Genomic DNA, 21,342 nt, shown 5'->3' with positions numbered 1-21,342 from the left:
AGAGGGGGGCCTAGCACCATGCTTTCCCTTTCCGAACCTGCCGTCCCCATCCGCTACCTCCGCATGCCGCATGCCGCCAAAGGCCTGACCGTCGGCCTGTTCGGCGGCTCGTTCAATCCGCCGCATGCCGGCCATGCGCTGGTCGCCGAGATCGCGCTGCGGCGGCTGGCGCTCGACCAGCTATGGTGGATGGTGACGCCCGGCAACCCGCTGAAAAGAGGGCGGGAACTCGCGCCGCTCGCCGAGCGCATCGCGCTTTCCGAGAAGATTACCCGCAATCCCAAGATCAAGGTCACCGCTTTCGAGGCGGCGCATCATGTGCGCTACACCGCCGACACGCTGGCCCTGGTCAAGGCGCGCAATCCCGGCGTCGATTTCGTCTGGATCATGGGCGCGGATTCGCTGCGCGACTTCCATCGCTGGCAGCGCTGGCGCGAGATCGTGCTGACCTTCCCGATCGCCGTCATCGACCGCCCCGGCGCCACGCTCTCCTTCCTGTCGTCGGTCGTCGCCAAGACCTTCGACTATGCCCGCATCGACGAGGTCGACGCGCCGCGGCTTGCCCGCATGCAGGCGCCGGCCTGGACCTTCATCCACGGCCCGCGCTCGTCGCTGTCCTCGACCGCGATCCGCAAGGCGGCGGAAGGGTAGGCGCCCTCCTTCTCCCCTTGCGGGAGAAGGTGGATCGGCGCGATAGCGCCGAGACGGATGAGGGGTGCTCCAGCTTGACCAACGCGCTCATTCAAGCCGCAATTGCAAGCGTCTCACTCCGCTGGAATACCCCTCATCCGTCTTGCCGCTTCGCGGCAATCCACCTTCCCCCACAAGGGGGGAAGGGAAGTCCGGCCATGTCGCTTTTACGGCTGCTTTTCGCCCGCCGGCGGGAGATGCTGGAGCATGCTGCAGCAGGACCAAGCCACAACCGATCGGACACAGGCCGCGCATCCGACGCCGCTGATCGCCATTGCCAGCGTCGTCATCGCGATGGCCCTGATCGCGATCGGCAACGGGCTGATGTTTGCCTATATTCCGGTGCGCCTCGGCGCCGGCGGTTTCGACCCGACCTGGGCCGGGCTGATCGTCACCGGCCTTTCCGCCGGCGGGCTCGCCGGCTGCATCTGGACCGGGCCTGTCGTCAGAAGGGTCGGGCACGCCCGCGCCTTCATGGTGCTTTCGGCGCTGATCGCGCTCTCCAACGTCGCCATCGGCGCCGGACCGATCCCGCTGCTGTGGATCGCGGCGCGGGCGCTCTACGGTTTTGCCATATGCGGCCTGTTCATCGTCGCGCAGAGCTGGTTGAACGATGCCGTGCCCAACGCCATACGCGGCCGCGTCATGGCGGTTTTTTATGTCGCCTATGTAGCGGGTCTTGGCGTCGGCTACGCAACGCTTGCGGCGATCGACATCCAGACGGCGGCCGCGCCGCTGATCGGCATCACCTTCACCGCGCTGTCGATCCTGCCGGTGGGCATGACACGGCTGGCCCAGCCGCCACCGCCGCAGGCGGCTTCGGTGGCGCTCGGCCGCGCCTGGCGGATCTCGCCGGTCGGCGTCGCCGGAATGCTGGCGGTCGGCGGCCTGTCGATGATCATTTCCGGTTTCGCGCCGATCCATGCCACCGCCAGGGGCTACAGCCAGGCCGATGTGGCGCTGCTTTTGTCGGCAATGCCGGTCGGCACGCTGATCCTGCAGATACCGCTCGGCTGGATCTCGGACCGCACCGACCGGCGTTATGTGCTGGCGGGCGCGGCAGCGCTCGCGGTCGTCGCCAGCCTGCTCGCCATCGGCTTCGACGGCGGGGCGCTGAGCGCTCTGGTGGTGATCTATCTGATCTGGGACGGCGCGTCGGAATCGATCTATTCGCTGTCCAGCGCGCATGCCGCCGACCGCGCCGGCAGAGACGATCTCTTGGCTCTGTCGAGCTCGATGTTGTTTGCCTGGTCGCTGGCCGGCTTCGTCGTGCCGGGCATCGTCACCGCGCTTTCCGCTATCTATGGCACGCAGACCTTCATTTACGTCGGGTTTTTCATCGCGTCGGCTTTTTGCCTGTTTGTCTTGTGGCGTGTCCTGGCGGCGCGGCCGGTTCCTGCCGCGGCGACCGGCAGTTTCGCGCCGATGAGCGCGCAGGCACCCTTGCCGGTCGAGCTTGCCTTTGCGCCTGAGGAGCCGGCAAAACGGGCCAGGGAGTGAACGTCCGTTTTTCTTCGCAATTGCGGACGGAAAGCCGCTCCACGCTTTTCGCGGAATTGCTCTACTGCTTGCGCGCTTCCGGCAGCGGCACCTCGGGCGGCGGCAGCGGGATCGAAATGCCCTCGTTGTCGAAGGCCTGCTTGGCGCGCTTGGTCATGTCGATCTGGGTGGAAAAGAAATCCGCCGCCGAGGTCCAGTAGCGCAAGGTCAGCGAAACCGTGGTCTCGCCCAGCGCCGCGACAAAGGCGATCGGCGCCGGCTCGCGCCGAATGCGCTTCTCGGCATTGGCGATGCCAAGCAGCGTCTTCTGCCCGCGGTCGATGTCGTTCCATGAGCCGATACTCAGCGTTATGTCGGTGCGGCGGACACCGTTGCGGGTGAAGTTGCGCACCGGCTGGTTCCACAGCGTGGAATTGGGCGCCAGGATGTAAATGCCGTCGACGGTGCGCAGCGTGGTCGCGAACAGGCCGATCTCCTCGACCGTGCCTGCGATAGCGCCGACCTCGACATTTTCGCCGATGCGGAACGGCCGCAGCGCCAAAAGCATGATGCCGGCGGCGATGTTCTGCAGCGTGCCCTGCAGCGCCAGCCCGATGGCGAGACCAGCGGCGCCGATTGCCGCGATGATCGAAGCGGTCTGCACGCCGAACTGGCCGAGCACCATTATCACGACGAGGATCAGGATGGCGTAGCGGACCACCTGCGAGAAGAAATGGCGCAGCGTCTCGTCGAAACCGTGGATGTGGCCGAGGCCGGCATAGATCGAGCGCTCGGCAAGGCCGGCGACGACATAGCCGACGACCAGCAGAATAACGGCGCCAACTGCCGAAAAAGAGTAGGAAACGATCAGTGTGGATAGCTGCGCGAGGCCGGCCTGGATCGTGATGAGTGCGCTTTGCGGATCGGTAGGCATGGCGGATATCCGGTTGGGGCAACGGGTCGATAACCCCTGCCGTGCCCTAAGGGTTCCGATTTTGCCGAAGCCGCGGAACCTGTCGCAGAATGGCGCATTTAGGCGCCGCCGAGGGCCGCCGTCTTGAAACTGCAACGGAACTCTGCCTATCTAAGTGACATCACCTGATTTGACGGGTGATTTGGTTGTTCTTGCTGGGAAAGGAAATACACTGAGAACAGCACTGCGGAAGAAGGCCGACATCGTGCCTTCGCCGGCCGGGATCAGCGGAAACGACGCCGTGTCCCGCGCCATCAACACAGTCCTTGCCAGTCTGGAAGACTCCAAGGCCGAAAACATCGTCTCAATCGACATTCAGGGAAAATCGAGCCTCGGCGACTATATGGTCGTCGCGTCCGGCCGATCGCACCGTCATGTCTCGGCTGTCGCCGATCATCTCCTCAAGGCGCTCAAGGATGCCGGCCTCGGCATGGCGCGCGTCGAGGGGCTGGCCAGCGCCGACTGGGTCCTGATCGATTCGGGCGACATCATCGTCCATGTCTTCCGTCCCGAAGTCCGCGAATTCTACAATCTCGAAAAGATGTGGCTGGCGCCGGACCTCGAGGAAGAGACGCTGCATTGAGCCTGTCCTGCATGCCGTGACTTGGCGGCATGCATCGAAAGCTCGCCCGAGGCGGGGATGAAGATTACCGTTCATGCCGTGGGCCGGATGAAGACCGGCCCCGAGCGAGAGTTGGCCGAGCGCTATTTCGAGCGCTTCGCCAAGAGCGGACCCGCGCTCGGGCTCGAATTTGCCGGCATTGCCGAAATCCCGGAAAGCCGCGACCAGAGCGCCGACGAGCGCCGCCGCGAAGAGGGCCAGAAACTGCGGGCCCAGCTGCAGCCCGGCGCCGTGCTGATCCTGCTCGACGAGCGCGGCAAGGCGCTGTCCTCCGAAGATCTGGCAGCCCGCATCGGCCAGCTGCGTGACAGCGGCCGCAAGGCGCTGGTCATTGCTATCGGAGGCGCTGACGGCCACGACAAATCATTGCGGGACGAGGCCGATCTGGTGCTGTCGTTCGGGGCGCTGACCTGGCCGCACCAGCTGGTCCGGGTCATGCTGGGCGAACAACTCTACCGGATCGCGACAATCTTGTCCGGGCATCCCTATCATCGCTCTTGAACGGTTGCTCGCAGACCGCTCGAAAAGCTGGGGAACGAGGCCTTTGCCCGGATTTCCGCCTCAATGGCGCGACATCACCAAATATCGCGGCGCTTCCAACATGGTTGATGGTTCGTTAACGAAGCGGCGGATAAGTTAGAGGCCTGATGTCCGAAGGCTGGAATTCGAGAACGCGCGCCTGGCGCAGCCGCTGCGGTTTGACCATTGCCGCCGCCCTGATCGCGCTCGGACCAGCTCGGGCTGAAAACACGCTCGACCTCGCGCCCGATCCCGACAAGAGCCGGGCCGAATACGAGCAGGTCTCGAAGGAAATCACCTTGTCGTCGCAGCGGCTGGCCCAGCTTGCCGCCGACATCGCCGCGGTCAGGAAGGATTACGCCTCGATCACCGCGGCGCTGATCCAGTCGGCGATGACCGAGCAGAAGCTCGGCCAGGACATCGAGGACATCGGCGCCAAGCTGGAAGGGCTGAAGGCCGAGCAGGAGAAGCTCCACGCCTCGCTGGTGGCGCGCCGCGACGTGTTGGCAGAAGTGCTCGGCGCCTTGCAGCGCATGGGGCTCAACCCGCCGCCGGCGATCCTGGTCAAGCCGGAGGATGCACTGTCATCGGTGCGCAGCGCCATTCTGCTCGGCGCCGTGGTGCCGGAACTGCGCCAGCAGACCGACAGGCTCCTGGCCGACCTCAAGGAACAGACGCGGGTGACGGCGTCGATCGAGGCCGAACGGTCGCGATTGACCGCCGCCGTCGCGGACCAGACGGTGGAAAAGAAGCGGCTCACCATGCTGCTCGAGGCCAAGAAAAAGCTGCAGGCCGACACCCAATCGGCCATGGCCGCCGAGCAGCAGCACTCGCAGGCGCTGGCGGCCAAGGCAAGCAGCCTGAAAGACCTCATCGCCTCGCTCGAGGCCGACAAGGCGCGCAAGGCAGCTGACCAGGCCAAGGCGGCCGGGCAGCCGCTACCCGACGGCGACAAGACGTCCGCAACGCCCGAACTTGCCGCGCTGCCGATCCCGGAAAGCAATCGTTTGACGAATTCCGCCCCGTTTTCGGCGCTTCAGGGCCAGATCGCGCTGCCGGTCACTGGCAAGATCAAGACCCGCTTCGGAGCCGATGACGGTAACGGCGCGGTGATGCAAGGGGACATGGTTGCGACACAATCGGGAGCCATCGTCACCGCGCCGGCGGATGGAAATGTGCTTTATGCGGGGCCGTTTCGCTCTTATGGTCAGCTCTTGATCCTCAATGCCGGCGACGGGTATCATGTCGTCCTGGCGGGGATGAGCAGAATCAGCGTCGCGACCGGACAGTCGGTGCTCGCAGGAGAGCCGATCGGCGCGATGGGAGAGGCCCGGGTGGCAAGCACCTCGGCCTCGCGGAATGGAAATGCGACGCCGGAGCTCTATGTGGAGTTCCGCAAGGATGGAAAACCCGTCGATCCTGGCCCCTGGTGGGCGGACCGATTTTCTGGAAGGACGTGAAATGATGCGGAAACTGTCGCTTCTGTTTGCCGGCGCGCTGATGGGCGCATCGGCAATGAGCCTGGTCTACGGCGCACCCGGCTCGGCGGCGAATGCTGCGGGTTCCGAGACCTACAAGCAACTGGCGATCTTCGGCGACATCTTCGAGCGCGTGCGGGCCAACTATGTGACGCCGCCGGACGACAAGTCGCTGGTCGAGAACGCCATCAACGGCATGCTTGCCTCGCTCGATCCGCATTCGTCCTACATGAATGCCGAGCAGGCGCAGGACATGCGCGTGCAGACCAAGGGCGAATTCGGCGGCCTCGGCATCGAGGTCACCATGGAAAACGACCTGGTCAAGGTGATCACGCCGATCGACGACACACCGGCCGCCAAGGCGGGCGTGCTGGCCGGCGACTACATCGCCAAGATCGACGGCGAGGAAGTGCGGGGGCTGACCCTCAACGACGCCGTCGAGAAGATGCGCGGTCCCGTCAACACGCCGATCAAGCTTACCATCCTGCGCCAGGGCGCGGACAAGCCGATCGAGCTGACGGTGGTGCGCGACATCATCAAGGTCAAGGCGGTCAAGTTCCGGGTCGAGAACGACATCGGCTACATGAAGATCACCTCCTTCACCGAAAAGACCTATGACGACCTCGAGAACGCCATCGAGACCATCAAGAAGCAGGTGCCGAACGACAAGCTGAAAGGCTATGTGCTCGACCTGCGCCTCAATCCGGGCGGCCTGCTCGACCAGGCGGTGAGCGTGTCGGATGCCTTCCTGAAGCGCGGCGAGATCGTGTCGACGCGCGGCCGCGATCCGAAGGACGTCACCCGCTTCGACGCCAAGCCGAAGCAGACCGATGAGATCAACGGCAAGCCGCTGATCGTGCTGGTCAATGGCGGCTCGGCGAGCGCTTCGGAGATCGTCGCCGGCGCGCTGCAGGATCTGCGCCGCGCCACCGTGGTCGGCACGCAGTCCTTCGGCAAGGGCTCGGTGCAGACCATCATCCCGCTCGGCGAGAATGGCGCGCTCAGGCTGACGACGGCGCTCTATTACACGCCGTCCGGCAAGTCGATCCAGGGCAAGGGCATCACGCCCGACGTCAAGGTCGACCAGCCGTTGCCGCCGGACCTGCAGGGCAGGGACCTGACCCGCGGCGAGTCCGACCTCAAGGGCCACATCAAGGGCGCCGAGGAGAGCGCAACCGGTTCGGGTTCGGCTGCCTATGTGCCGCCGGAGCCGAAGGACGATCTGCAGCTGATCTATGCCGAGCAGCTTCTGCGCGGCCAAAAGACCGATCCTTCGTTCCCGCCGAACCCGGACAAGGCCGTACTGAACCAGTAAGCGCGGTTCGGCTGGAGCGAGGCTCTGGCCGGCCGACTGAAGCGATGCGATGCTGCCGGGACCGTGAGGTTCCGGCAGTTTGATTCGGGGGGCAGCGGCCGGGTGCCGCGCCTCCAGGCGCCGGGATGCGCCGGGGATTGGTTTTTGCGCGTGATTGCCGAGGGTCGAGATAGAGCGAATCACGGCTTGGGGATGCGGCTTGGCTGACATCGGCAAGGACATCGAACGCCCGCTCGGACAGGCTATCCGGCCGCCGCGAACGGCCTCACATGGGATCAACACCCGCGCGCTGGTCGCGGCGCTCGCCGTCCTTGCCATGGCCGGCGTCTCCGGCGCGATCGCCTTGCGCGAAAAGCCGTTCCGCAAGCCGCAAGAGGCAGCCGTTTCGACGCCGAAGGTGACTGTGGCACCCGCTCCCGCGCCTCAACCGACGCCTGCCGCGCCGCTGGCGACGACGGCGACGCCCAACACCGGGACGCCGATGAAGAGCGGTGGTCCGCAGATCATCCATGTCCAGACCGAAGAGGGCGACGGCCCGCCAAAAGCAGCGATCGTCATCCGCGACCCTTCCACACTCGGCCAGAACCTGAAGATCGCGCACATTCCGGACAGAGCGCTGATCGAGGCCAGCGACACCGGTCCGCTGCCGGTGCGCGCCGCCGACGGCAGGCGGCCGTTCGACGTCTATGCGCGGCCGTGGTCTGGATCGCGCGGCGCGCGCGTCGCGATCGTCATTGGCGGGCTTGCCGTTTCGCAGACCGGCACGCAGGCGGCGATCACCAAACTGCCGGCCGAAGTGACGCTGGCCTTCGCGCCGCAGGGCAACAGCATCGGCCGCTGGATGCAGGCCGCCAGGCAAAGCGGGCATGAGATCGTCCTGCAGATACCGCTCGAACCCTTCGACTATCCGAACGTCAATCCCGGGCGCAACACGCTGACGGTGGCGGCGAGCCCGGACGAGAACCTGAAGAGCCTGCACTGGGCGCTGTCGCGCACGACCAACTATACCGGCGTCATGAATTATATGGGCGCGCGCTTTTCGGCCGACGCCACGGCGATGGGACCGTTGATGGCCGAACTCGGCAAACGCGGACTGGCCTATGTCGATGACGGCTCGTCCGCGCGGAGCCTGGCGCCCGACCTTGCCCTGAAGGACGGAGTACCGTTCGTGGCCGGCGACACCGCGATCGACGCGGTGCAGGATCGCGGCGAGATCCTGAAGAAACTGGACAGCCTGGAAGCGACGGCGCGGGCCAAGGGCAGCGCCGTCGGCATCGGCTCGGCGTTCGACCTGACGGTCGACACGGTGACGTCCTGGATCGCCGAGGCCAAGAAGCGCGGCATCGAGATCGTGCCGATCTCGGCGGTGGCCATCGATCCGCAAAAGGGCTAGACGGTGTGGACAAATTAGCTCGTGACGATTTCAGCGGTGCCGAGAGAAGAGGTCTCTCTGGGCTTGGTTGATCGAACCATCATCCCAATCGACCTCGCGCTTGGATTGCGGGATGCGTCGATGTTCATTGTTGTAGAATAGCGTCCCATGGATTCCAAGCGCATCGCGCTTAAGGACGGGACGATTCCAAAGCGGAACCAGCACGCGGCCAGCCTCCTTGTCGCCTAGCCGTTCGAAGAGGTCCTCAGCCAATTCCATATCTTGTCCGTCGGGGAAAATGGCGGCGAACTCCTCCTCTGTCGCCTGGAATATGCTGAAGGTGGCGTTCACAGCGCCATCGATGATTTGGATATTTTTCATGGAATCTATTCTGACATTCGACCGCGACGGCGGCAACGAGACGCAAGTGATAGCCAACCGGAACACGCCTACGTTTTTCCGCGCTTCCGGTGCAAGCTTACTTTGAGTACGCTCCGCTCCGTTCTCGAAACCGCCCGCCGCCCGCCTCGTCGGGGCGATTCCCAAAACGGCTGGAAACCTGACTGATGTCCAAAAAGACAATCGACCCCGAAACGCTGCCTTACCGCCCGTGCGTCGGGCTGATGATCCTCAACGGCGCCGGCCTGGTCTGGGTCGGGCATCGCATCGCCGAAGCCGACAGCGAATTTGCCGGCACGACGCAGCTCTGGCAGATGCCGCAAGGCGGCATCGACCGGGACGAGGAGCCGCTGCAGGCGGCGGAGCGGGAGCTCTATGAGGAGACCGGCATGCGCAGCGTCTCGCTGCTCGCCGAAGCGCCGGACTGGATCAACTACGATCTGCCGGACCACCTCGTCGGCATCGCCTTCAAGGGGCGCTATCGCGGCCAGACGCAGAAATGGTTCGCCTACCGGTTTGAAGGCGACGAGGGCGAAATCCAGATCAACCCGCCGCCGGGCGGCCACACCGCCGAATTCGACAAATGGGCGTGGCGGCCGATGCAGGACCTGCCCGACCTTATCGTGCCATTCAAGCGCAAGGTCTATGAAGACGTGGTGGCGCTATTCCGGCACCTTGTGCCATAGCCGGTTGCGGTTCGAAGGGGACCGCGGTTGCCGCGCCTGCCCAGCGGTCCTATTGATGTTTATCCGCTGCAAGGAGGGTCGCCATGAACGACGCCCCGACAAGGTCGCTGCCTAATGACGATGTTACCGCCGTAAGCAAAGCGGCCGCCGGCGCCGTCCTGACCATCGATCTTGGCGCGATCCGTGAAAACTACCGGCGGCTGAAAGCAAAGCTGGGTAGCGTGCGCTGTGCCGGCGTGCTCAAGGCCGACGGCTATGGGCTCGGCGCCGCGCAGGTGGCATCGGCGCTGATGCGGGAAGGCTGCGACATTTTCTTCGTCGCGCTGCTGGCCGAGGGCATTGCGCTGCGCAAGACGGTCGGGGCTGGACCGGATATCTACGTGCTGAACGGGCTGCCGCCCGGCTCCGAGCCGGAAGCGCTGGCGGCCGGCCTGTGCACGGTCATCAACAGCGGCGTGCAGTTGAAAGCCTGGAGGGCGGCGGCGCGTGGCGCCGGGCGCCGACTCCCGGCCGCCATCCAGGTTGACAGCGGCATGTCGCGGCTTGGCATGGCTCCGGCCGAAGTCGAGGCGGTGACGAAGGATTTTGGCGCGCTCGATGGCATCGACGTCAAGTACGTGATGAGTCACCTGGCCTGCGCCGACGAGCCACGCCATCCGGCCAACGAGCAGCAGCGGATGGAATTCGAACGGCTGCGCGCCATGCTGCCCGCGGCGCCCGCCTCGCTCGCCAATTCGTCCGGCATCTTTCTTGGGCCGTCCTATCATTACGATCTGGCGCGACCAGGGGCCGCGCTTTACGGCATCAATCCAACGCCCGGCGCCGCCAATCCGATGCTGTCTGTCTTGCGTCTCGAAGCCAAGGTGGCGCAGACGCGCAGCGTCGAGAAGGGCGCCGGCGTCGGCTACGGCCACGCCTATCACGCGGAGGGTCCGCTGAGCCTGGCGACAATTTCGTTCGGCTATGCCGATGGCTGGCTGCGGCGCTCCGCTTCCGCGGCCTGGTTCGAAGGGGTGCGTCTGCCTTTCCTCGGGCGCGTGTCGATGGATTCGATTGTTCTCGACATCTCCGCCCTCCAGCCCGGCAAACTGCGCGAGGGCGATCTGGTCGAGCTGTTGGGCCCTTCGCAGAGCGTCGACGATGCCGCCGGCCATGCCGGCACCATCGGCTATGAAATCCTGGCCGGTCTGGGCGCGCGCTTTCACCGCCGTTACGTCAACGCGTAAGCGCGCTACTTGGCGGGAACGACAAAATCCGGCAGACAGGCCAAACGACCCATGCCCTTCGGCGGCATGGCCGGCCTTGAGGGATGCAAGCCATGAAGATACTGGTTCTGGGCGGCGGCGTGATCGGGGTGACCACCGCCTACTTCCTCGCCGAGGCCGGCCACGAGGTCACCGTCATCGACCGCCAGCAGGCGCCCGCGCTGGAAACCAGCTTTGCCAATGCCGGCGAAGTGTCGCCCGGCTATGCCTCGCCCTGGGCCGGCCCCGGCATCCCGCTGAAGGCGGTCAAATGGCTGCTGATGAAGCACGGTCCGCTGGTGGTGCGGCCGGCCTTCGATCCGCACATGTGGACGTGGCTCATCAAGATGCTGCGCAACTGCACGGCCGAGCGCTATGCGCTGAACAAGTCGCGCATGGTGCCGCTTGCCGAATATAGCCGCGACACGCTGAAGGCGCTGCGCGCGGCGACCGGCATTGCCTATGACGAACGGGCCAGAGGCACGCTGCAGCTGTTCCGCAAGCAGAAGCAGCTCGACGGCACCGGCGGCGATGTCGAGGTGCTGAAGAAATACGGCGTGCCCTACGAGCTCCTCGACCGGGAAGGTTGCATCGCGGCTGAACCGGCGCTGGCCGGCGTGCGCGAGAAATTCGTCGGCGGGCTCAGGCTGCCCGGCGACGAGACCGGCGACTGCAAGATGTTCACTGACCGGCTGGCGCAGCTTTGCGTGGCGCGCGGCGTCAAGTTCGAATATGGCACGACGGTCCGGCGCATCGTCAGAAACCGCAACCGTGTCGCCAATGTCGGCACCGAAAAGGGCTGGCGGGTGGCCGACGCCTATGTGATGGCGATGGGCAGCTATTCGGCGCCAATGATGCGCAAGCTGCAGCGGCCGATCCCGGTCTATCCGGTCAAGGGCTATTCGATCACCGTGCCGATCAGGGATGCCGAAGCCGCCCCCGTGTCGACGGTCATGGACGAGACCTACAAGGTGGCGATCACCAGGCTGGGCGACCGCATCCGGGTCGGCGGCACGGCGGAGATTTCAGGCTTTGACCTGCGCCTGCACGAATCGCGTCGCCGCACGCTCGAACATTCAGTCGGCGATCTGTTTCCGGGCAGCGGCGACCTCAAGGCGGCGAGCTTCTGGTGCGGCCTCAGGCCGATGACGCCGGACGGGCCGCCGCTGGTCGGCCGCAGCGAATTGTCCAACCTCTATCTCAACACCGGCCACGGCACGCTCGGCTGGACCATGGCCTGCGGCTCGGCCAGGGTGCTTGCCGACATCATCTCCAACCGGGTGCCGGAGATCAACGCGCTCGATCTCAGCCCGGAGCGCTATCTGAAATGACGGTCGCACTGTCCCGCCGTGCTCGATCCGCCCTGACCGCTACGTGAACAGGCCGCGTTCGCGCTCGACCGCCTTGGTGATGAAGTTGGCGACAAGCTGGACCCGGCGCAGCGGCCTTACCGATTCGTGATAGACCAGCCAGTAGGCGCGGCGGATGGGCGCGACGATATCGACGGGCACGAGCTCCGGCATCGAGCGGGCGACGAAAGTGTGCAGGATGCCGATGCCGGCGCCGGAGCGCACCGCTTCGGCCTGGCCGAGCGCCGAGGAGATGGCGAAGCTGGTGCGCCATTCGGCGCTGAACTCGGCGGCGTAGTCGAGCGACGGGCTGACGATGAGGTCGGGCACATAGCCGATCAGCGTGTGCCGGCCGAGCTCGGCCGCCGTTTCCGGCAGGCCATTGGCTTCAGCATAGGCGCGCGAGGCGAACAGGCCGAGCGTGTAGTCGACCAGCTTTCCGGCCACCAGCCGTCCTTCGGTCGGCCGCTCGACGGTGATGGCGATATCGGCCTCGCGCCTGGAAAGCGAGAAGGAGCGCGGCACCGGCACCAGCTGGATGGTGAGCTCGCGATGCAGCGCGGTCAGTTCGCCAAGGCGCTTGGCCAGGAAGGCGACGCCGAAACCGTCGGGGGCGCCGATGCGCACCGTGCCGGAAACATCGTCGCCTTCGCCTGATATTGTCGAACGCGCGGCGATCATGTCGCCTTCCATGCGCTCGGCGATGTCGAGGAAGCGCTCGCCGGCCGGCGTCAGCTCGCTGCCGGTGGTCAGGCGGCGGAAGAGCTTTGTCCTGAGCGCCTCCTCGAGCGCGGCGATGCGGCGCGAGACGGTGGCGTGGTTGAGCTCCAGCCGCCGGGCGGCGCCGAGGATCTGGCCGGCGCGGGCGACGGCGAGGAAGATGCGCACGTCATCCCAGTTCATGGAGATGGCCCGCATTGTGATTATCAACGTTGCGTTCCTTCGCGCCCCCCTCTGTCCTGCCGGACATCTCCCCCACAAGGGGGGAGATCAGCTGGCCGCGCCGCCGGCATCTTTCCCGCAACGCTGAAGGTTGGCGAAAGCAGGGGTGACGGCTGATCTCCCCCCAAGTGGGGGAGATGTCCGGCAGGACAGAGGGGGGCGCGAAGGAACTCAATCTTTCCATCCTTGCCGTAAATAGGTCGGGTCGATTTTGCGAGAATTGATGCTCTGCCGTCAACTGTTGTCTATTTTTCGCACAACGGTTGCGCCTCCCCTCGCGTTGCCATCGGCGCCGCAAAGGCGGACAATGCCTCATCACCAAACAGGGAGAGAAACCATGATCGAATACGGTCATTTCATCGGCGGCAAGCGTGTCGCCGGCACCAGCGGCCGCAAGCAGGACGTGATGCAGCCGATGGACGGCACCGTGCGCGGCACGGTGGCGCTGGCCTCGCAGGCGGAACTGCGCTCCGCGGTCGAGAACGCCAAGGCGGCGCAGCCGAAATGGGCCGCCACCAACCCGCAGCGCCGCGTGCGCGTGCTGATGAAATTTCTCGAACTGGTCGCCCGCGACTATGACGAGTTGGCCGACATCCTGGCGCGCGAGCATGGCAAGACCATCGCCGACGCCAAGGGCGACATCCAGCGCGGCCTCGAAGTGGTCGAAGTCTGCATCGGCGCGCCGCACATGATGAAGGGCGAATTCACCGACGGCGCCGGCCCCGGTATCGACACCTACTCGATGCGTCAGCCGCTCGGCGTCGTAGCCGGCATCACGCCGTTCAACTTTCCGGCCATGATCCCGCTGTGGAAGATCGCGCCGGCGCTCGCCTGCGGCAATGCCTTCATCCTGAAGCCGTCGGAGCGCGATCCGGGCGTGCCGCTGCGCATCGCGGAGCTGTTCATCGAGGCCGGCTTGCCGGAAGGCGTGCTGAACGTCGTCAACGGCGACAAGGAAGTGGTCGACGCCATCCTCGACGACCCGGACATCAAGGCCGTCGGCTTTGTCGGCTCGACGCCGATCGCGCAGTACATCTATGCGCGCGGCTGCGCGTCCGGCAAGCGCGTGCAGTGCTTCGGCGGCGCCAAGAACCACATGATCATCATGCCCGACGCCGACATGGACCAGACCGTCGATGCGCTGATCGGCGCCGGCTACGGCTCGGCCGGCGAGCGTTGCATGGCAATCTCGGTGGCGGTGCCCGTCGGCAACGACACCGCCAACCGGCTGATGGAGAAGCTGGTGCCGCGCGTCGAAAGCCTGAAGGTCGGCCCGTCGACGGACTCCTCGGCCGATTTCGGCCCGCTGGTCACGGCGCAGGCGCTTGAGCGCGTCAAGGGCTACGTCGACATCGGCGTCAAGGAAGGCGCCAAGCTGGTCGTCGACGGTCGCGGCTTCAAGATGCAGGGCTACGAGAAGGGTTACTATATGGGCGGCTGCCTGTTCGACAACGTCACCGCCGACATGCGCATCTACAAGGAAGAGATCTTCGGGCCGGTGCTGTCGGTGGTGCGCGCCCCAACCTACGAGAACGCCATCAAGCTCGCCAACGACCACGAAATGGGTAATGGCGTGGCGATCTTCACCCGCGACGGCGATGCCGCGCGTGACTTCGCCTCGCGCGTTCAGGTCGGCATGGTCGGCGTCAACGTGCCGATCCCGGTGCCGATCGCCTACTATACGTTCGGCGGCTGGAAGGCGTCGTCCTTCGGCGACCTCAACCAGCACGGCCCGGATGCGTTCCGCTTCTACACCAAGACCAAGACGGTCACCTCGCGCTGGCCGTCCGGCATCAAGGACGGGGCCGAGTTCGTCATTCCGACGATGAACTAGCCGGACGATTCCGGTTTGCGCGTCCTCGCCGCGATGTGAAATTCGGCAAATGCAAAGGCCCGGATCAACGTCCGGGCCTTTGCATTCGGGTCGTAGTATCAGCCGCCAAAACGACGAAAGGATGGAACCAACCGGCCATCATCCGCCTTAAATTGCATTCCTGCCAAACGGGCAGGCCAATCAAACAGCGCCGGTGGCAGCCGGGGTTCTCGTCTGGCGCGAGGAGGTGTCGGATGACACGATATCTTATGGCGACGATTGTCCTTGCGGCGGCGATGACCAGCGGCGCTGTGACAGCCAATGCAGCCGCGCAATGCGCCCCCCGCGCGGACATCATCAAGGCGCTCGGCGACAAGTTCCATGAAAGCGAGGCCGGTCGCGGCCTGATCAATCCCAATGTGGTGCTGGAGATCTTCGTTTCCGACCAGGGAAGCTGGACGGTGCTTGCCTCCGACACCAAGGGCCAAAGCTGTGTCCTGTCGGTCGGCGAAGGCTGGGATAGCCCGACCATAACAGCCGCCATGCCCGGCGCCTGACGATATTCCTATCCGTCACGCAGCAGCGTCGCCGAGCAGATCCGCGGGTCCGCTCGGCACGATTTGGAGGATTCGCGGATGCTGCTTGCGGTTTTTCCGCGACGACACCATATATGGAACATAGTGGGAACATTGAAATCCCCACGACAGACCGGAAACCAGAAGGAGTGACGTGATGAAGACGTCGAATCCGGCCTGGAGCGTTCCGGCATACTGAGGCGGCCGAATGTGCCTCCCTTGCCGGAAAGCGAAGGCAAAGGAGGTGCCCAAATGGCACGTTTACTTTCATTTCAATGGATCAAGCTCGCCGCGATCGGCGCCGCGATGGCGTCGTCGGCATTTCCGTGCAGGCGCAGATCGTCTGTGGCGGCCATGACTATCTGGTCGCGAGGCTGGCAGCGGCATTCGAGGAGAAGCGACTTGGCTACGGCGTGGCCGGAGAAGCCGCCATCTTCGAGGTGTTTGTGTCAGCAAGCGGAACCTGGACCATCCTGATGACCGACGTTAAGGGCCAAAGCTGCATCCTGGCGGCGGGCGAGGGATGGGAAGACACGCTGGCCACCGCGGTCGGACAGCCGGGCGGCTGAGCAGCGCAATTTCAGCGCTAAGCTGCTGCCAGAGTCAGCGCGTCGCGGCCGCCTCGGCGTGGCCGCGCAGCAGGGCCATCAGCTTCTTGGCGTCCTTGGCAGCCCCTTCCTCGTCGCCGTCGAGGATCGAGCGGATCAGCGCGACGTGGTGCTCGGCTGATTCAGCCAGGCCCGTATCAGCCTTGTAGCGGAACCAGAAGCGGCGGCTGTGGGTCTGCAAGGGCGCCGCCAGCCGTGCCGCGAACGGATTATCGGCGGCCACCGCCAGCGCCTCGTCGAGCGCCTTGTCGGCCTGGATGAAGGCAAGCACATTGCCCGCAATCACCGCCCGCTGCATGGCGAGCGCCGCCTCGTGAAACATGTCGGCGGCCTCGCGGGTGACGAAGCGGGCGGCCGAGCGGGCGAGCACCACCTCGACGCCGCGCCGGGCGTCGATGACGCGCAGCCAGTCGCCGGGATGCAGCGGCGCGACCACGATGCCCGCGCGCGGGCGCACGTCCAGCAAGCCTTCCCATGCCAGCCGCTGAATGGCCTCGCGCACGGGCGTGCGGCCGAGGCCGCAGCGCTCGATCAGCGCGCTTTCGGTAACGAAGCTCGCCGGCGCCAGCTCGAGCGTTACGATCATGTGCTCCAGAACACGATAGGCTTTGGTCGCGACCGGCTCGGTCGACACTGCGTTTGCTTCTGTAGATATCAAAGGGCCGCTCCTGATATATTTGTGATATATCATGGCTGAATCCATATTGACAGTGGATTTTCGAACAAATATACCACTGATATATCAGATGGAGCAACGACCATGTGGACCGGAGTTTTCCCAGCAGTCACCACCAAATTCACCGAGGATGACCGTCTCGATCATGCCGAGATGGAGCGCTGCTTCGGCCTGCAGATGAAGGCCAAATGCGACGGCATCATCGTCTGCGGCTCGCTCGGCGAAGGGCCGATGCTGTCGCATGACGAGAAGATCGAGGTGCTGAAGACGGCGCAGAAGGTCGCCGGCGGCAAGCCGGTGCTGTTGACCGTCAACGAGCCCGGCACTCGCGAGGCCGCGAGCATCGCGCGCCGCGCCGCCAGGGAAGGCGCCGACGGCCTGATGGTGGTGCCGAGCCCGATCTACCACACCGACCGCCAAGAGACGGTGGCGGCGCTCCGGGCCGTGGCTGAAGCCGGCGACCTGCCGGTCATGATCTATTCCAACCGCCTTGCCTATCGCGTCGACGTCACCGTCGACATGATGGAAGAGCTGGCCTCCGACAAGCGCTTCGTCGCCATCAAGGAATCCTGCGACGATATCCGCCGCTCGACCGAGATCATCAACCGATTCGGCGACCGCTACGACCTGTTCACCGGCGTCGACAACCTCGCCTTCGAGGCGCTGTCGGTCGGCGCCGTCGGCTGGGTGGCCGGGCTGGTGACGGCCTTCCCGCGCGAGACGGTCGCCATCTATCAGCTGATGAAGCACGGGCGGCGCGAGGAGGCGCTTGCCATCTACCGCTGGTTCCGGCCGCTGCTCGATCTCGATGTCTCGACCTATCTGGTCCAGAACATCAAGCTTGCCGAAGTGCTGGCGATCGACAGCAATGACCGCGTCCGCATGCCGCGCCAGCCTTTGTCAGGCGAGCGCCGCAAGGCGGTGGAGAAGATCGTCAAGGATGCATTGGCGGCGCGGCCGACGCTGCCGCAGTACTAAGGGTTGCTATGCCGAGGCAGGACGAGGTTCGGGGCATGCAGCACAGCGCGCAGCCATGAATAACAATCCTGGCATTGACGTCGCCATCGTCGGCGGCGGCATCGTCGGCATCTGCGCCGCTGCCCGTGTCGCCGAGGCGGGGCGCAGCGTCACTGTCTTCGACCGCACCGGCATCTGCGAGGAGACGAGTTCCGGCAACGCGGCCGCCTTCGCCTTTTCCGACGTGCTGCCGCTGGCGCATAAGGGGATGATGCGGCAATTGCCGAAATGGCTGGCCGACCCGCTCGGCCCGCTCGCCATCCCGCCCGCCTACCTGCCGAAGCTTCTGCCCTGGCTGATCCGTTTCCGGCGGGCAGGAGCCACAAAACACTACGAGGCGGGCCTGGCGGCGCAGGCCGGCATGATGAAGCTCGCCGAGGCCGAATGGATGGATCTGCTCGGCCGCTCCGGCACAAGGCCGATGCTGCGCGAGGACGGCTCGCTGGAACTTTACGAGAGCGAGACGGAGTTCCGCGCCTCGCTGCCGGGCTGGGCGGCGCGCGAGCGTTTCGGCATCGGCTTTCGCCATGTCGAAGGCGACGAGATGGCAGGCTTGCAGCCGGGCCTGTCGCCGCGCTTCGTCAAGGCAACCTTCGTGCCGGGCTGGAAGACGGTTGCCGACCCGAAACTGCTCGGCAAGGCGGTCTGGGCCTATGCCGAGCGGCTCGGCGCCCGCTTCGAAAAGGCGCGGGTCGAGCACGTCGAGGCCGGAACGAATGGGGCGGCGATCGTGCTTGCCGACGGCACGACGCGGACTGCGAGACAGGTCGTCATCGCCGCCGGCGCATGGTCGCATCTTCTGGCCCGAAATCTTGGCGACCGCATCCCGCTGGAGACCGAGCGCGGCTACAACACAACGCTGCCGGTCTCGGCCTTCGACGTGAAGCGGATGCTGATCTTTGGCGGCCATGGTTTCGTCATCACGCCGCTGGAGACAGGCTTGCGCATCGGCGGCGCCGTCGAGCTCGGCGGCCTTTCGCGGCCGCCCAATTTCGACCGCTCGAAAGCCATGCTGGAAAAGGCCCGGCGCTTCCTGCCCGGGCTCGACCCGTCAGGCGGCCGCGAATGGATGGGCTATCGCCCGTCGCTGCCGGATTCGCTGCCGGTCATCGGCGCGGCGCGGGCGCCGAATATCTTCTATGCCTTCGGTCACGGCCATCTCGGCCTGACCCAGTCGGCGGCGACCGGGCGGTTGATCCGCGACATCGTCCTGGGGCAGACTCCGCCGCTCGATCTCGCCCCTTTCAGCCCGCAGCGGTTCTGACATTCTCTTTGTTTTGACGCAATTCCAGACGGAAAACCGCTTCACACTTTTCCTGAAATTGCTCTAGGAAGCATCATGGCCAAAAAATCCTTCTTCTGCATCGACGGCCATACCTGCGGCAATCCGGTCAGACTGGTCGCCGGCGGCGGGCCGTTGCTCGAAGGCGCGACGATGATGGAGCGGCGGGCGCATTTCCTGGCGGAATATGACTGGATCCGCACCGGGCTGATGTTCGAGCCGCGCGGCCACGACGTGATGTCGGGCTCGATCCTCTATCCGCCGACGCGCGAGGACTGCGACATCGCTATCCTGTTCATCGAGACTTCGGGCTGCCTGCCGATGTGCGGCCACGGCACCATCGGCACGGTCACGATGGCGATTGAGCATGGGCTGGTGAAGCCGAAAACGCCGGGCGTGCTCAGGCTCGATACGCCGGCCGGGCTGGTCGTCGCCGAATACAAACAGATCGGCGAGTATGTCGAGGAGGTGCGCATCACCAACGTGCCGTCCTTCCTTTATGCCGAAGCGCTGACGGTGGAGTGTCCCGTGCTCGGCGAGATCAGCGTCGACGTCGCCTATGGCGGCAATTTCTACGCCATCGTCGAGCCGCAGGAGAACTACCGCGACATGGCCGACCATTCGGCCGGCGATCTCATCGCCTGGAGCCCGGTGGTGCGGCAGCGCCTCAACGAGAAATACTCGTTCGTGCATCCGGAGAACCCGGGCATCAACCGGCTGTCGCACATGCTGTGGACCGGCAAGCCCAGAGATGCCGAAGCCGATGCGCGCAACGCCGTCTTCTACGGCGACAAGGCGATCGACCGCTCGCCCTGCGGCACCGGCACCTCGGCGCGCATGGCGCAGCTCCACGCCAAGGGCAAGCTCAAGGCCGGCGACAGCTTCGTGCATGAATCGATCATCGGCTCGCTGTTCAAAGGCAGGATCGAAAAAGAGGTCAGCGTGGCCGGCAAGCCGGCCATCATTCCGTCGATCGGTGGCTGGGCGCGCATGACCGGGTTGAACACCATTTTCATCGACGAGCGTGACCCCTTCGCGCATGGATTTATTGTCACGTAGCCGTCACAACCTGACTCTGGGGAAGGCGCTTCGCGAAAAATGGACACCCCTCTTTGGTGCAAGGAATCGCCTCTTCACCTAATTTTGACGGCGATTTCTTCGAAACGGCGCGCATTATATGGCTGAATCGTCAAAGACATTGCGTTGTGCCAATGATAGGGTCCGCGATAGTCCAGGGGTCGGGCGGCAAAAAACGGGCAATCGGGCGGCGCGCTTCCAAAACGCGCGGGGCGATTGAAAAAATCACGTTGCAATCCGGCCTCGAAACTTTACGACTAGGGGAAATACGAAAAGGAATGCGACCCAAAAGGCGACATTCCAGGGGAGCCGCGTAAATATGCAGTACTTCGTCCAGCAGCTTATCAATGGGCTGACGCTGGGATCTATCTATGGGCTGATCGCAATCGGCTACACGATGGTCTACGGCATCATCGGCATGATCAATTTCGCCCATGGCGACATCTTCATGGTCGGCGCCTTCACAGCACTCATCGTTTTCCTCATCCTCGGCGCGCTGTTTTACTCGCTCCCGATCGTGGTGGCGCTTCTGATCATGATGATCGTGGCGATGCTTCTGACCAGCCTTTATAACTGGACGATCGAGAAGGTGGCCTACCGGCCGCTGCGCGGATCGTTCCGGCTGGCGCCGCTGATCACTGCCATCGGCATGTCGATCGCGCTGTCCAATTTCGTGCAGGTCACGCAAGGACCGCGCAACAAGCCGATCCCGCCGATGGTCAGCCAGGTCTACACGATCGACGGCATCAGCGTTTCGCTGAAGCAGATCATCATCGTGCTGGTCACCGCCGCGCTGCTGGCGATCTTCTGGTACCTCGTCAACAGAACCGCGCTCGGACGGGCGCAGCGCGCCTGCGAGCAGGACCGCAAGATGGCGGCGCTGCTCGGCGTCGATGTCGACCGCACCATCTCCATCACCTTCATCATGGGTGCTGCCCTTGCCGCCGTCGCCGGCACGCTGTTCCTGATGTATTACGGCGTGGTGGTGTTTTCCGACGGCTTCGTGCCGGGCGTGAAGGCCTTCACGGCTGCGGTGCTCGGCGGCATCGGCTCGCTGCCGGGCGCCGTGCTCGGCGGGCTCCTGATCGGCTTCATCGAAAGCATGTGGTCGGCCTATTTCTCGATCGACTACAAGGACGTCGCCGCCTTCTCGATCCTGGCCATCGTGCTGATCTTCCTTCCCTCCGGCATTCTGGGCCGGCCTGAAGTCGAAAAGGTCTGATCTC

21 protein-coding genes are annotated in these 21,342 nt (G+C 64.8%); 17 read left to right on the top strand and 4 right to left on the bottom strand.

Translation table 11 applies throughout. The annotated features are described in order from the left end of the window. Window positions 1-18: 18 nt before the first annotated feature. On the top strand, window positions 19-651 hold the full coding sequence (locus FJ974_RS04990; protein WP_413468335.1) for a nicotinate-nucleotide adenylyltransferase: 633 nt from the start codon (window positions 19-21) through the stop codon (window positions 649-651). A 246-nt stretch (window positions 652-897) separates the two neighbouring features. Beyond that, window positions 898-2,190, top strand: a complete 1,293-nt coding sequence (locus FJ974_RS04985) for an MFS transporter (protein WP_140538067.1) — start codon at window positions 898-900, stop codon at window positions 2,188-2,190. A 61-nt stretch (window positions 2,191-2,251) separates the two neighbouring features. Here FJ974_RS04985 and FJ974_RS04980 read toward each other — a convergent pair whose 3' ends face one another. Continuing rightward, entirely contained in the window at window positions 2,252-3,103 is an 852-nt protein-coding gene (locus FJ974_RS04980) for a mechanosensitive ion channel family protein (protein WP_140538068.1), read from the bottom strand. 244 nt (window positions 3,104-3,347) lie between these two features. Here FJ974_RS04980 and rsfS point away from each other — a divergent pair, with 244 nt between their 5' ends. The 5 genes from rsfS to FJ974_RS04955 all read left to right on the top strand — a co-directional run bounded on the left by rsfS (window position 3,348) and on the right by FJ974_RS04955 (window position 8,469). Continuing rightward, entirely contained in the window at window positions 3,348-3,725 is a 378-nt protein-coding gene (gene rsfS / locus FJ974_RS04975) for a ribosome silencing factor (protein WP_140538070.1), read from the top strand. 57 nt (window positions 3,726-3,782) lie between these two features. Next, window positions 3,783-4,265: a 23S rRNA (pseudouridine(1915)-N(3))-methyltransferase RlmH gene (rlmH, locus tag FJ974_RS04970; RefSeq protein WP_140538071.1), complete on the top strand. Its 483-nt coding sequence runs from the start codon at window positions 3,783-3,785 to the stop codon at window positions 4,263-4,265. A gap of 146 nt (window positions 4,266-4,411) precedes the next feature. Next, a complete protein-coding gene (locus tag FJ974_RS04965; protein ID WP_140538073.1) occupies window positions 4,412-5,743 on the top strand; it encodes a murein hydrolase activator EnvC family protein in 1,332 nt (443 codons plus the stop codon). Between the two features lies 1 nt (window position 5,744). Further along, window positions 5,745-7,076 carry a S41 family peptidase gene (locus FJ974_RS04960; protein WP_181177276.1) on the top strand — a complete coding sequence of 444 codons (1,332 nt, stop codon included), beginning with the start codon at window positions 5,745-5,747 and terminating at the stop codon, window positions 7,074-7,076. A gap of 199 nt (window positions 7,077-7,275) precedes the next feature. After that, a complete protein-coding gene (locus tag FJ974_RS04955) occupies window positions 7,276-8,469 on the top strand; it encodes a divergent polysaccharide deacetylase family protein (protein WP_140538075.1) in 1,194 nt (397 codons plus the stop codon). A 30-nt stretch (window positions 8,470-8,499) separates the two neighbouring features. On the opposite strand, the gene FJ974_RS04950 is transcribed toward FJ974_RS04955, so the two are convergent. Next, complete coding sequence (locus FJ974_RS04950; RefSeq protein ID WP_140538077.1) at window positions 8,500-8,829, bottom strand: hypothetical protein; 330 nt, start codon at window positions 8,827-8,829, stop codon at window positions 8,500-8,502. Between the two features lie 185 nt (window positions 8,830-9,014). Here FJ974_RS04950 and FJ974_RS04945 point away from each other — a divergent pair, with 185 nt between their 5' ends. The 3 genes from FJ974_RS04945 (at window position 9,015) to FJ974_RS04935 (ending at window position 12,108) form a co-directional block, all read left to right on the top strand. Further along, entirely contained in the window at window positions 9,015-9,533 is a 519-nt protein-coding gene (locus FJ974_RS04945) for an RNA pyrophosphohydrolase (RefSeq protein ID WP_140538079.1), read from the top strand. Window positions 9,534-9,616: 83 nt separating this feature from the next. Further along, window positions 9,617-10,759, top strand: a complete 1,143-nt coding sequence (gene alr / locus FJ974_RS04940) for an alanine racemase (protein WP_140538081.1) — start codon at window positions 9,617-9,619, stop codon at window positions 10,757-10,759. A 92-nt stretch (window positions 10,760-10,851) separates the two neighbouring features. Next, the gene (locus tag FJ974_RS04935; protein WP_140538083.1) at window positions 10,852-12,108 is read left to right on the top strand and encodes a D-amino acid dehydrogenase; all 1,257 of its coding nucleotides are present in this window, start codon (window positions 10,852-10,854) and stop codon (window positions 12,106-12,108) included. 39 nt (window positions 12,109-12,147) lie between these two features. Here the strand turns inward: FJ974_RS04935 and FJ974_RS04930 are convergent, their stop codons facing one another. Beyond that, window positions 12,148-13,029 (bottom strand): LysR family transcriptional regulator, encoded by an 882-nt coding sequence (locus FJ974_RS04930; protein ID WP_140538135.1) that lies wholly within the window; start codon window positions 13,027-13,029, stop codon window positions 12,148-12,150. A 376-nt stretch (window positions 13,030-13,405) separates the two neighbouring features. Between FJ974_RS04930 and FJ974_RS04925 the strand changes: the two genes are divergently transcribed. From FJ974_RS04925 to FJ974_RS04915, 3 genes are all read left to right on the top strand, one after another. Next, window positions 13,406-14,902 (top strand): CoA-acylating methylmalonate-semialdehyde dehydrogenase, encoded by a 1,497-nt coding sequence (locus FJ974_RS04925; RefSeq protein ID WP_140538085.1) that lies wholly within the window; start codon window positions 13,406-13,408, stop codon window positions 14,900-14,902. A 233-nt stretch (window positions 14,903-15,135) separates the two neighbouring features. Further along, the gene (locus FJ974_RS04920) at window positions 15,136-15,438 is read left to right on the top strand and encodes a hypothetical protein (protein WP_140538087.1); all 303 of its coding nucleotides are present in this window, start codon (window positions 15,136-15,138) and stop codon (window positions 15,436-15,438) included. Between the two features lie 293 nt (window positions 15,439-15,731). Further along, window positions 15,732-16,025, top strand: coding sequence for a hypothetical protein (locus FJ974_RS04915; protein WP_226891485.1), 294 nt, complete (start codon window positions 15,732-15,734; stop codon window positions 16,023-16,025). 34 nt (window positions 16,026-16,059) lie between these two features. Here FJ974_RS04915 and FJ974_RS04910 read toward each other — a convergent pair whose 3' ends face one another. Continuing rightward, window positions 16,060-16,755 carry a GntR family transcriptional regulator gene (locus tag FJ974_RS04910; RefSeq protein ID WP_181177277.1) on the bottom strand — a complete coding sequence of 232 codons (696 nt, stop codon included), beginning with the start codon at window positions 16,753-16,755 and terminating at the stop codon, window positions 16,060-16,062. A 69-nt stretch (window positions 16,756-16,824) separates the two neighbouring features. On the opposite strand from FJ974_RS04910, the gene FJ974_RS04905 reads away from it, so the two are divergent. The 4 genes from FJ974_RS04905 (at window position 16,825) to FJ974_RS04890 (ending at window position 21,338) form a co-directional block, all read left to right on the top strand. Beyond that, on the top strand, window positions 16,825-17,718 hold the full coding sequence (locus FJ974_RS04905) for a dihydrodipicolinate synthase family protein (RefSeq protein ID WP_140538091.1): 894 nt from the start codon (window positions 16,825-16,827) through the stop codon (window positions 17,716-17,718). 55 nt (window positions 17,719-17,773) lie between these two features. Then, window positions 17,774-19,021 (top strand): NAD(P)/FAD-dependent oxidoreductase, encoded by a 1,248-nt coding sequence (locus FJ974_RS04900; protein WP_181177278.1) that lies wholly within the window; start codon window positions 17,774-17,776, stop codon window positions 19,019-19,021. A gap of 75 nt (window positions 19,022-19,096) precedes the next feature. Beyond that, a complete protein-coding gene (locus tag FJ974_RS04895; protein ID WP_140538093.1) occupies window positions 19,097-20,098 on the top strand; it encodes a 4-hydroxyproline epimerase in 1,002 nt (333 codons plus the stop codon). Between the two features lie 337 nt (window positions 20,099-20,435). Then, window positions 20,436-21,338 (top strand): branched-chain amino acid ABC transporter permease, encoded by a 903-nt coding sequence (locus FJ974_RS04890; RefSeq protein WP_140538095.1) that lies wholly within the window; start codon window positions 20,436-20,438, stop codon window positions 21,336-21,338. Window positions 21,339-21,342 lie beyond the last annotated feature (4 nt).

The sequence above is a fragment of the Mesorhizobium sp. B1-1-8 genome (assembly GCF_006442795.2).
In the GTDB taxonomy this organism is placed as follows: domain Bacteria; phylum Pseudomonadota; class Alphaproteobacteria; order Rhizobiales; family Rhizobiaceae; genus Mesorhizobium.
This window is presented reverse-complemented; position numbering and strand designations above follow the sequence as displayed.

Coding starts and splice junctions, on each gene's coding strand:
- FJ974_RS04990 (WP_413468335.1), top strand. CDS start 19: ATGCTTTCCCTTTCCGAACCTGCCGTCCCCATCCGCTACCTCCGCATG.
- FJ974_RS04950 (WP_140538077.1), bottom strand. CDS start 8,829: ATGAAAAATATCCAAATCATCGATGGCGCTGTGAACGCCACCTTCAGC.
- FJ974_RS04925 (WP_140538085.1), top strand. CDS start 13,406: ATGATCGAATACGGTCATTTCATCGGCGGCAAGCGTGTCGCCGGCACC.
- rlmH (WP_140538071.1), top strand. CDS start 3,783: ATGAAGATTACCGTTCATGCCGTGGGCCGGATGAAGACCGGCCCCGAG.
- FJ974_RS04910 (WP_181177277.1), bottom strand. CDS start 16,755: ATGATATATCACAAATATATCAGGAGCGGCCCTTTGATATCTACAGAA.
- FJ974_RS04930 (WP_140538135.1), bottom strand. CDS start 13,029: ATGAACTGGGATGACGTGCGCATCTTCCTCGCCGTCGCCCGCGCCGGC.
- FJ974_RS04980 (WP_140538068.1), bottom strand. CDS start 3,103: ATGCCTACCGATCCGCAAAGCGCACTCATCACGATCCAGGCCGGCCTC.
- FJ974_RS04945 (WP_140538079.1), top strand. CDS start 9,015: ATGTCCAAAAAGACAATCGACCCCGAAACGCTGCCTTACCGCCCGTGC.
- FJ974_RS04915 (WP_226891485.1), top strand. CDS start 15,732: ATGGATCAAGCTCGCCGCGATCGGCGCCGCGATGGCGTCGTCGGCATT.
- alr (WP_140538081.1), top strand. CDS start 9,617: ATGAACGACGCCCCGACAAGGTCGCTGCCTAATGACGATGTTACCGCC.
- FJ974_RS04935 (WP_140538083.1), top strand. CDS start 10,852: ATGAAGATACTGGTTCTGGGCGGCGGCGTGATCGGGGTGACCACCGCC.
- FJ974_RS04900 (WP_181177278.1), top strand. CDS start 17,774: ATGAATAACAATCCTGGCATTGACGTCGCCATCGTCGGCGGCGGCATC.
- FJ974_RS04905 (WP_140538091.1), top strand. CDS start 16,825: ATGTGGACCGGAGTTTTCCCAGCAGTCACCACCAAATTCACCGAGGAT.
- FJ974_RS04965 (WP_140538073.1), top strand. CDS start 4,412: ATGTCCGAAGGCTGGAATTCGAGAACGCGCGCCTGGCGCAGCCGCTGC.
- FJ974_RS04890 (WP_140538095.1), top strand. CDS start 20,436: ATGCAGTACTTCGTCCAGCAGCTTATCAATGGGCTGACGCTGGGATCT.
- FJ974_RS04895 (WP_140538093.1), top strand. CDS start 19,097: ATGGCCAAAAAATCCTTCTTCTGCATCGACGGCCATACCTGCGGCAAT.
- FJ974_RS04960 (WP_181177276.1), top strand. CDS start 5,745: ATGATGCGGAAACTGTCGCTTCTGTTTGCCGGCGCGCTGATGGGCGCA.
- FJ974_RS04985 (WP_140538067.1), top strand. CDS start 898: ATGCTGCAGCAGGACCAAGCCACAACCGATCGGACACAGGCCGCGCAT.
- FJ974_RS04920 (WP_140538087.1), top strand. CDS start 15,136: ATGACACGATATCTTATGGCGACGATTGTCCTTGCGGCGGCGATGACC.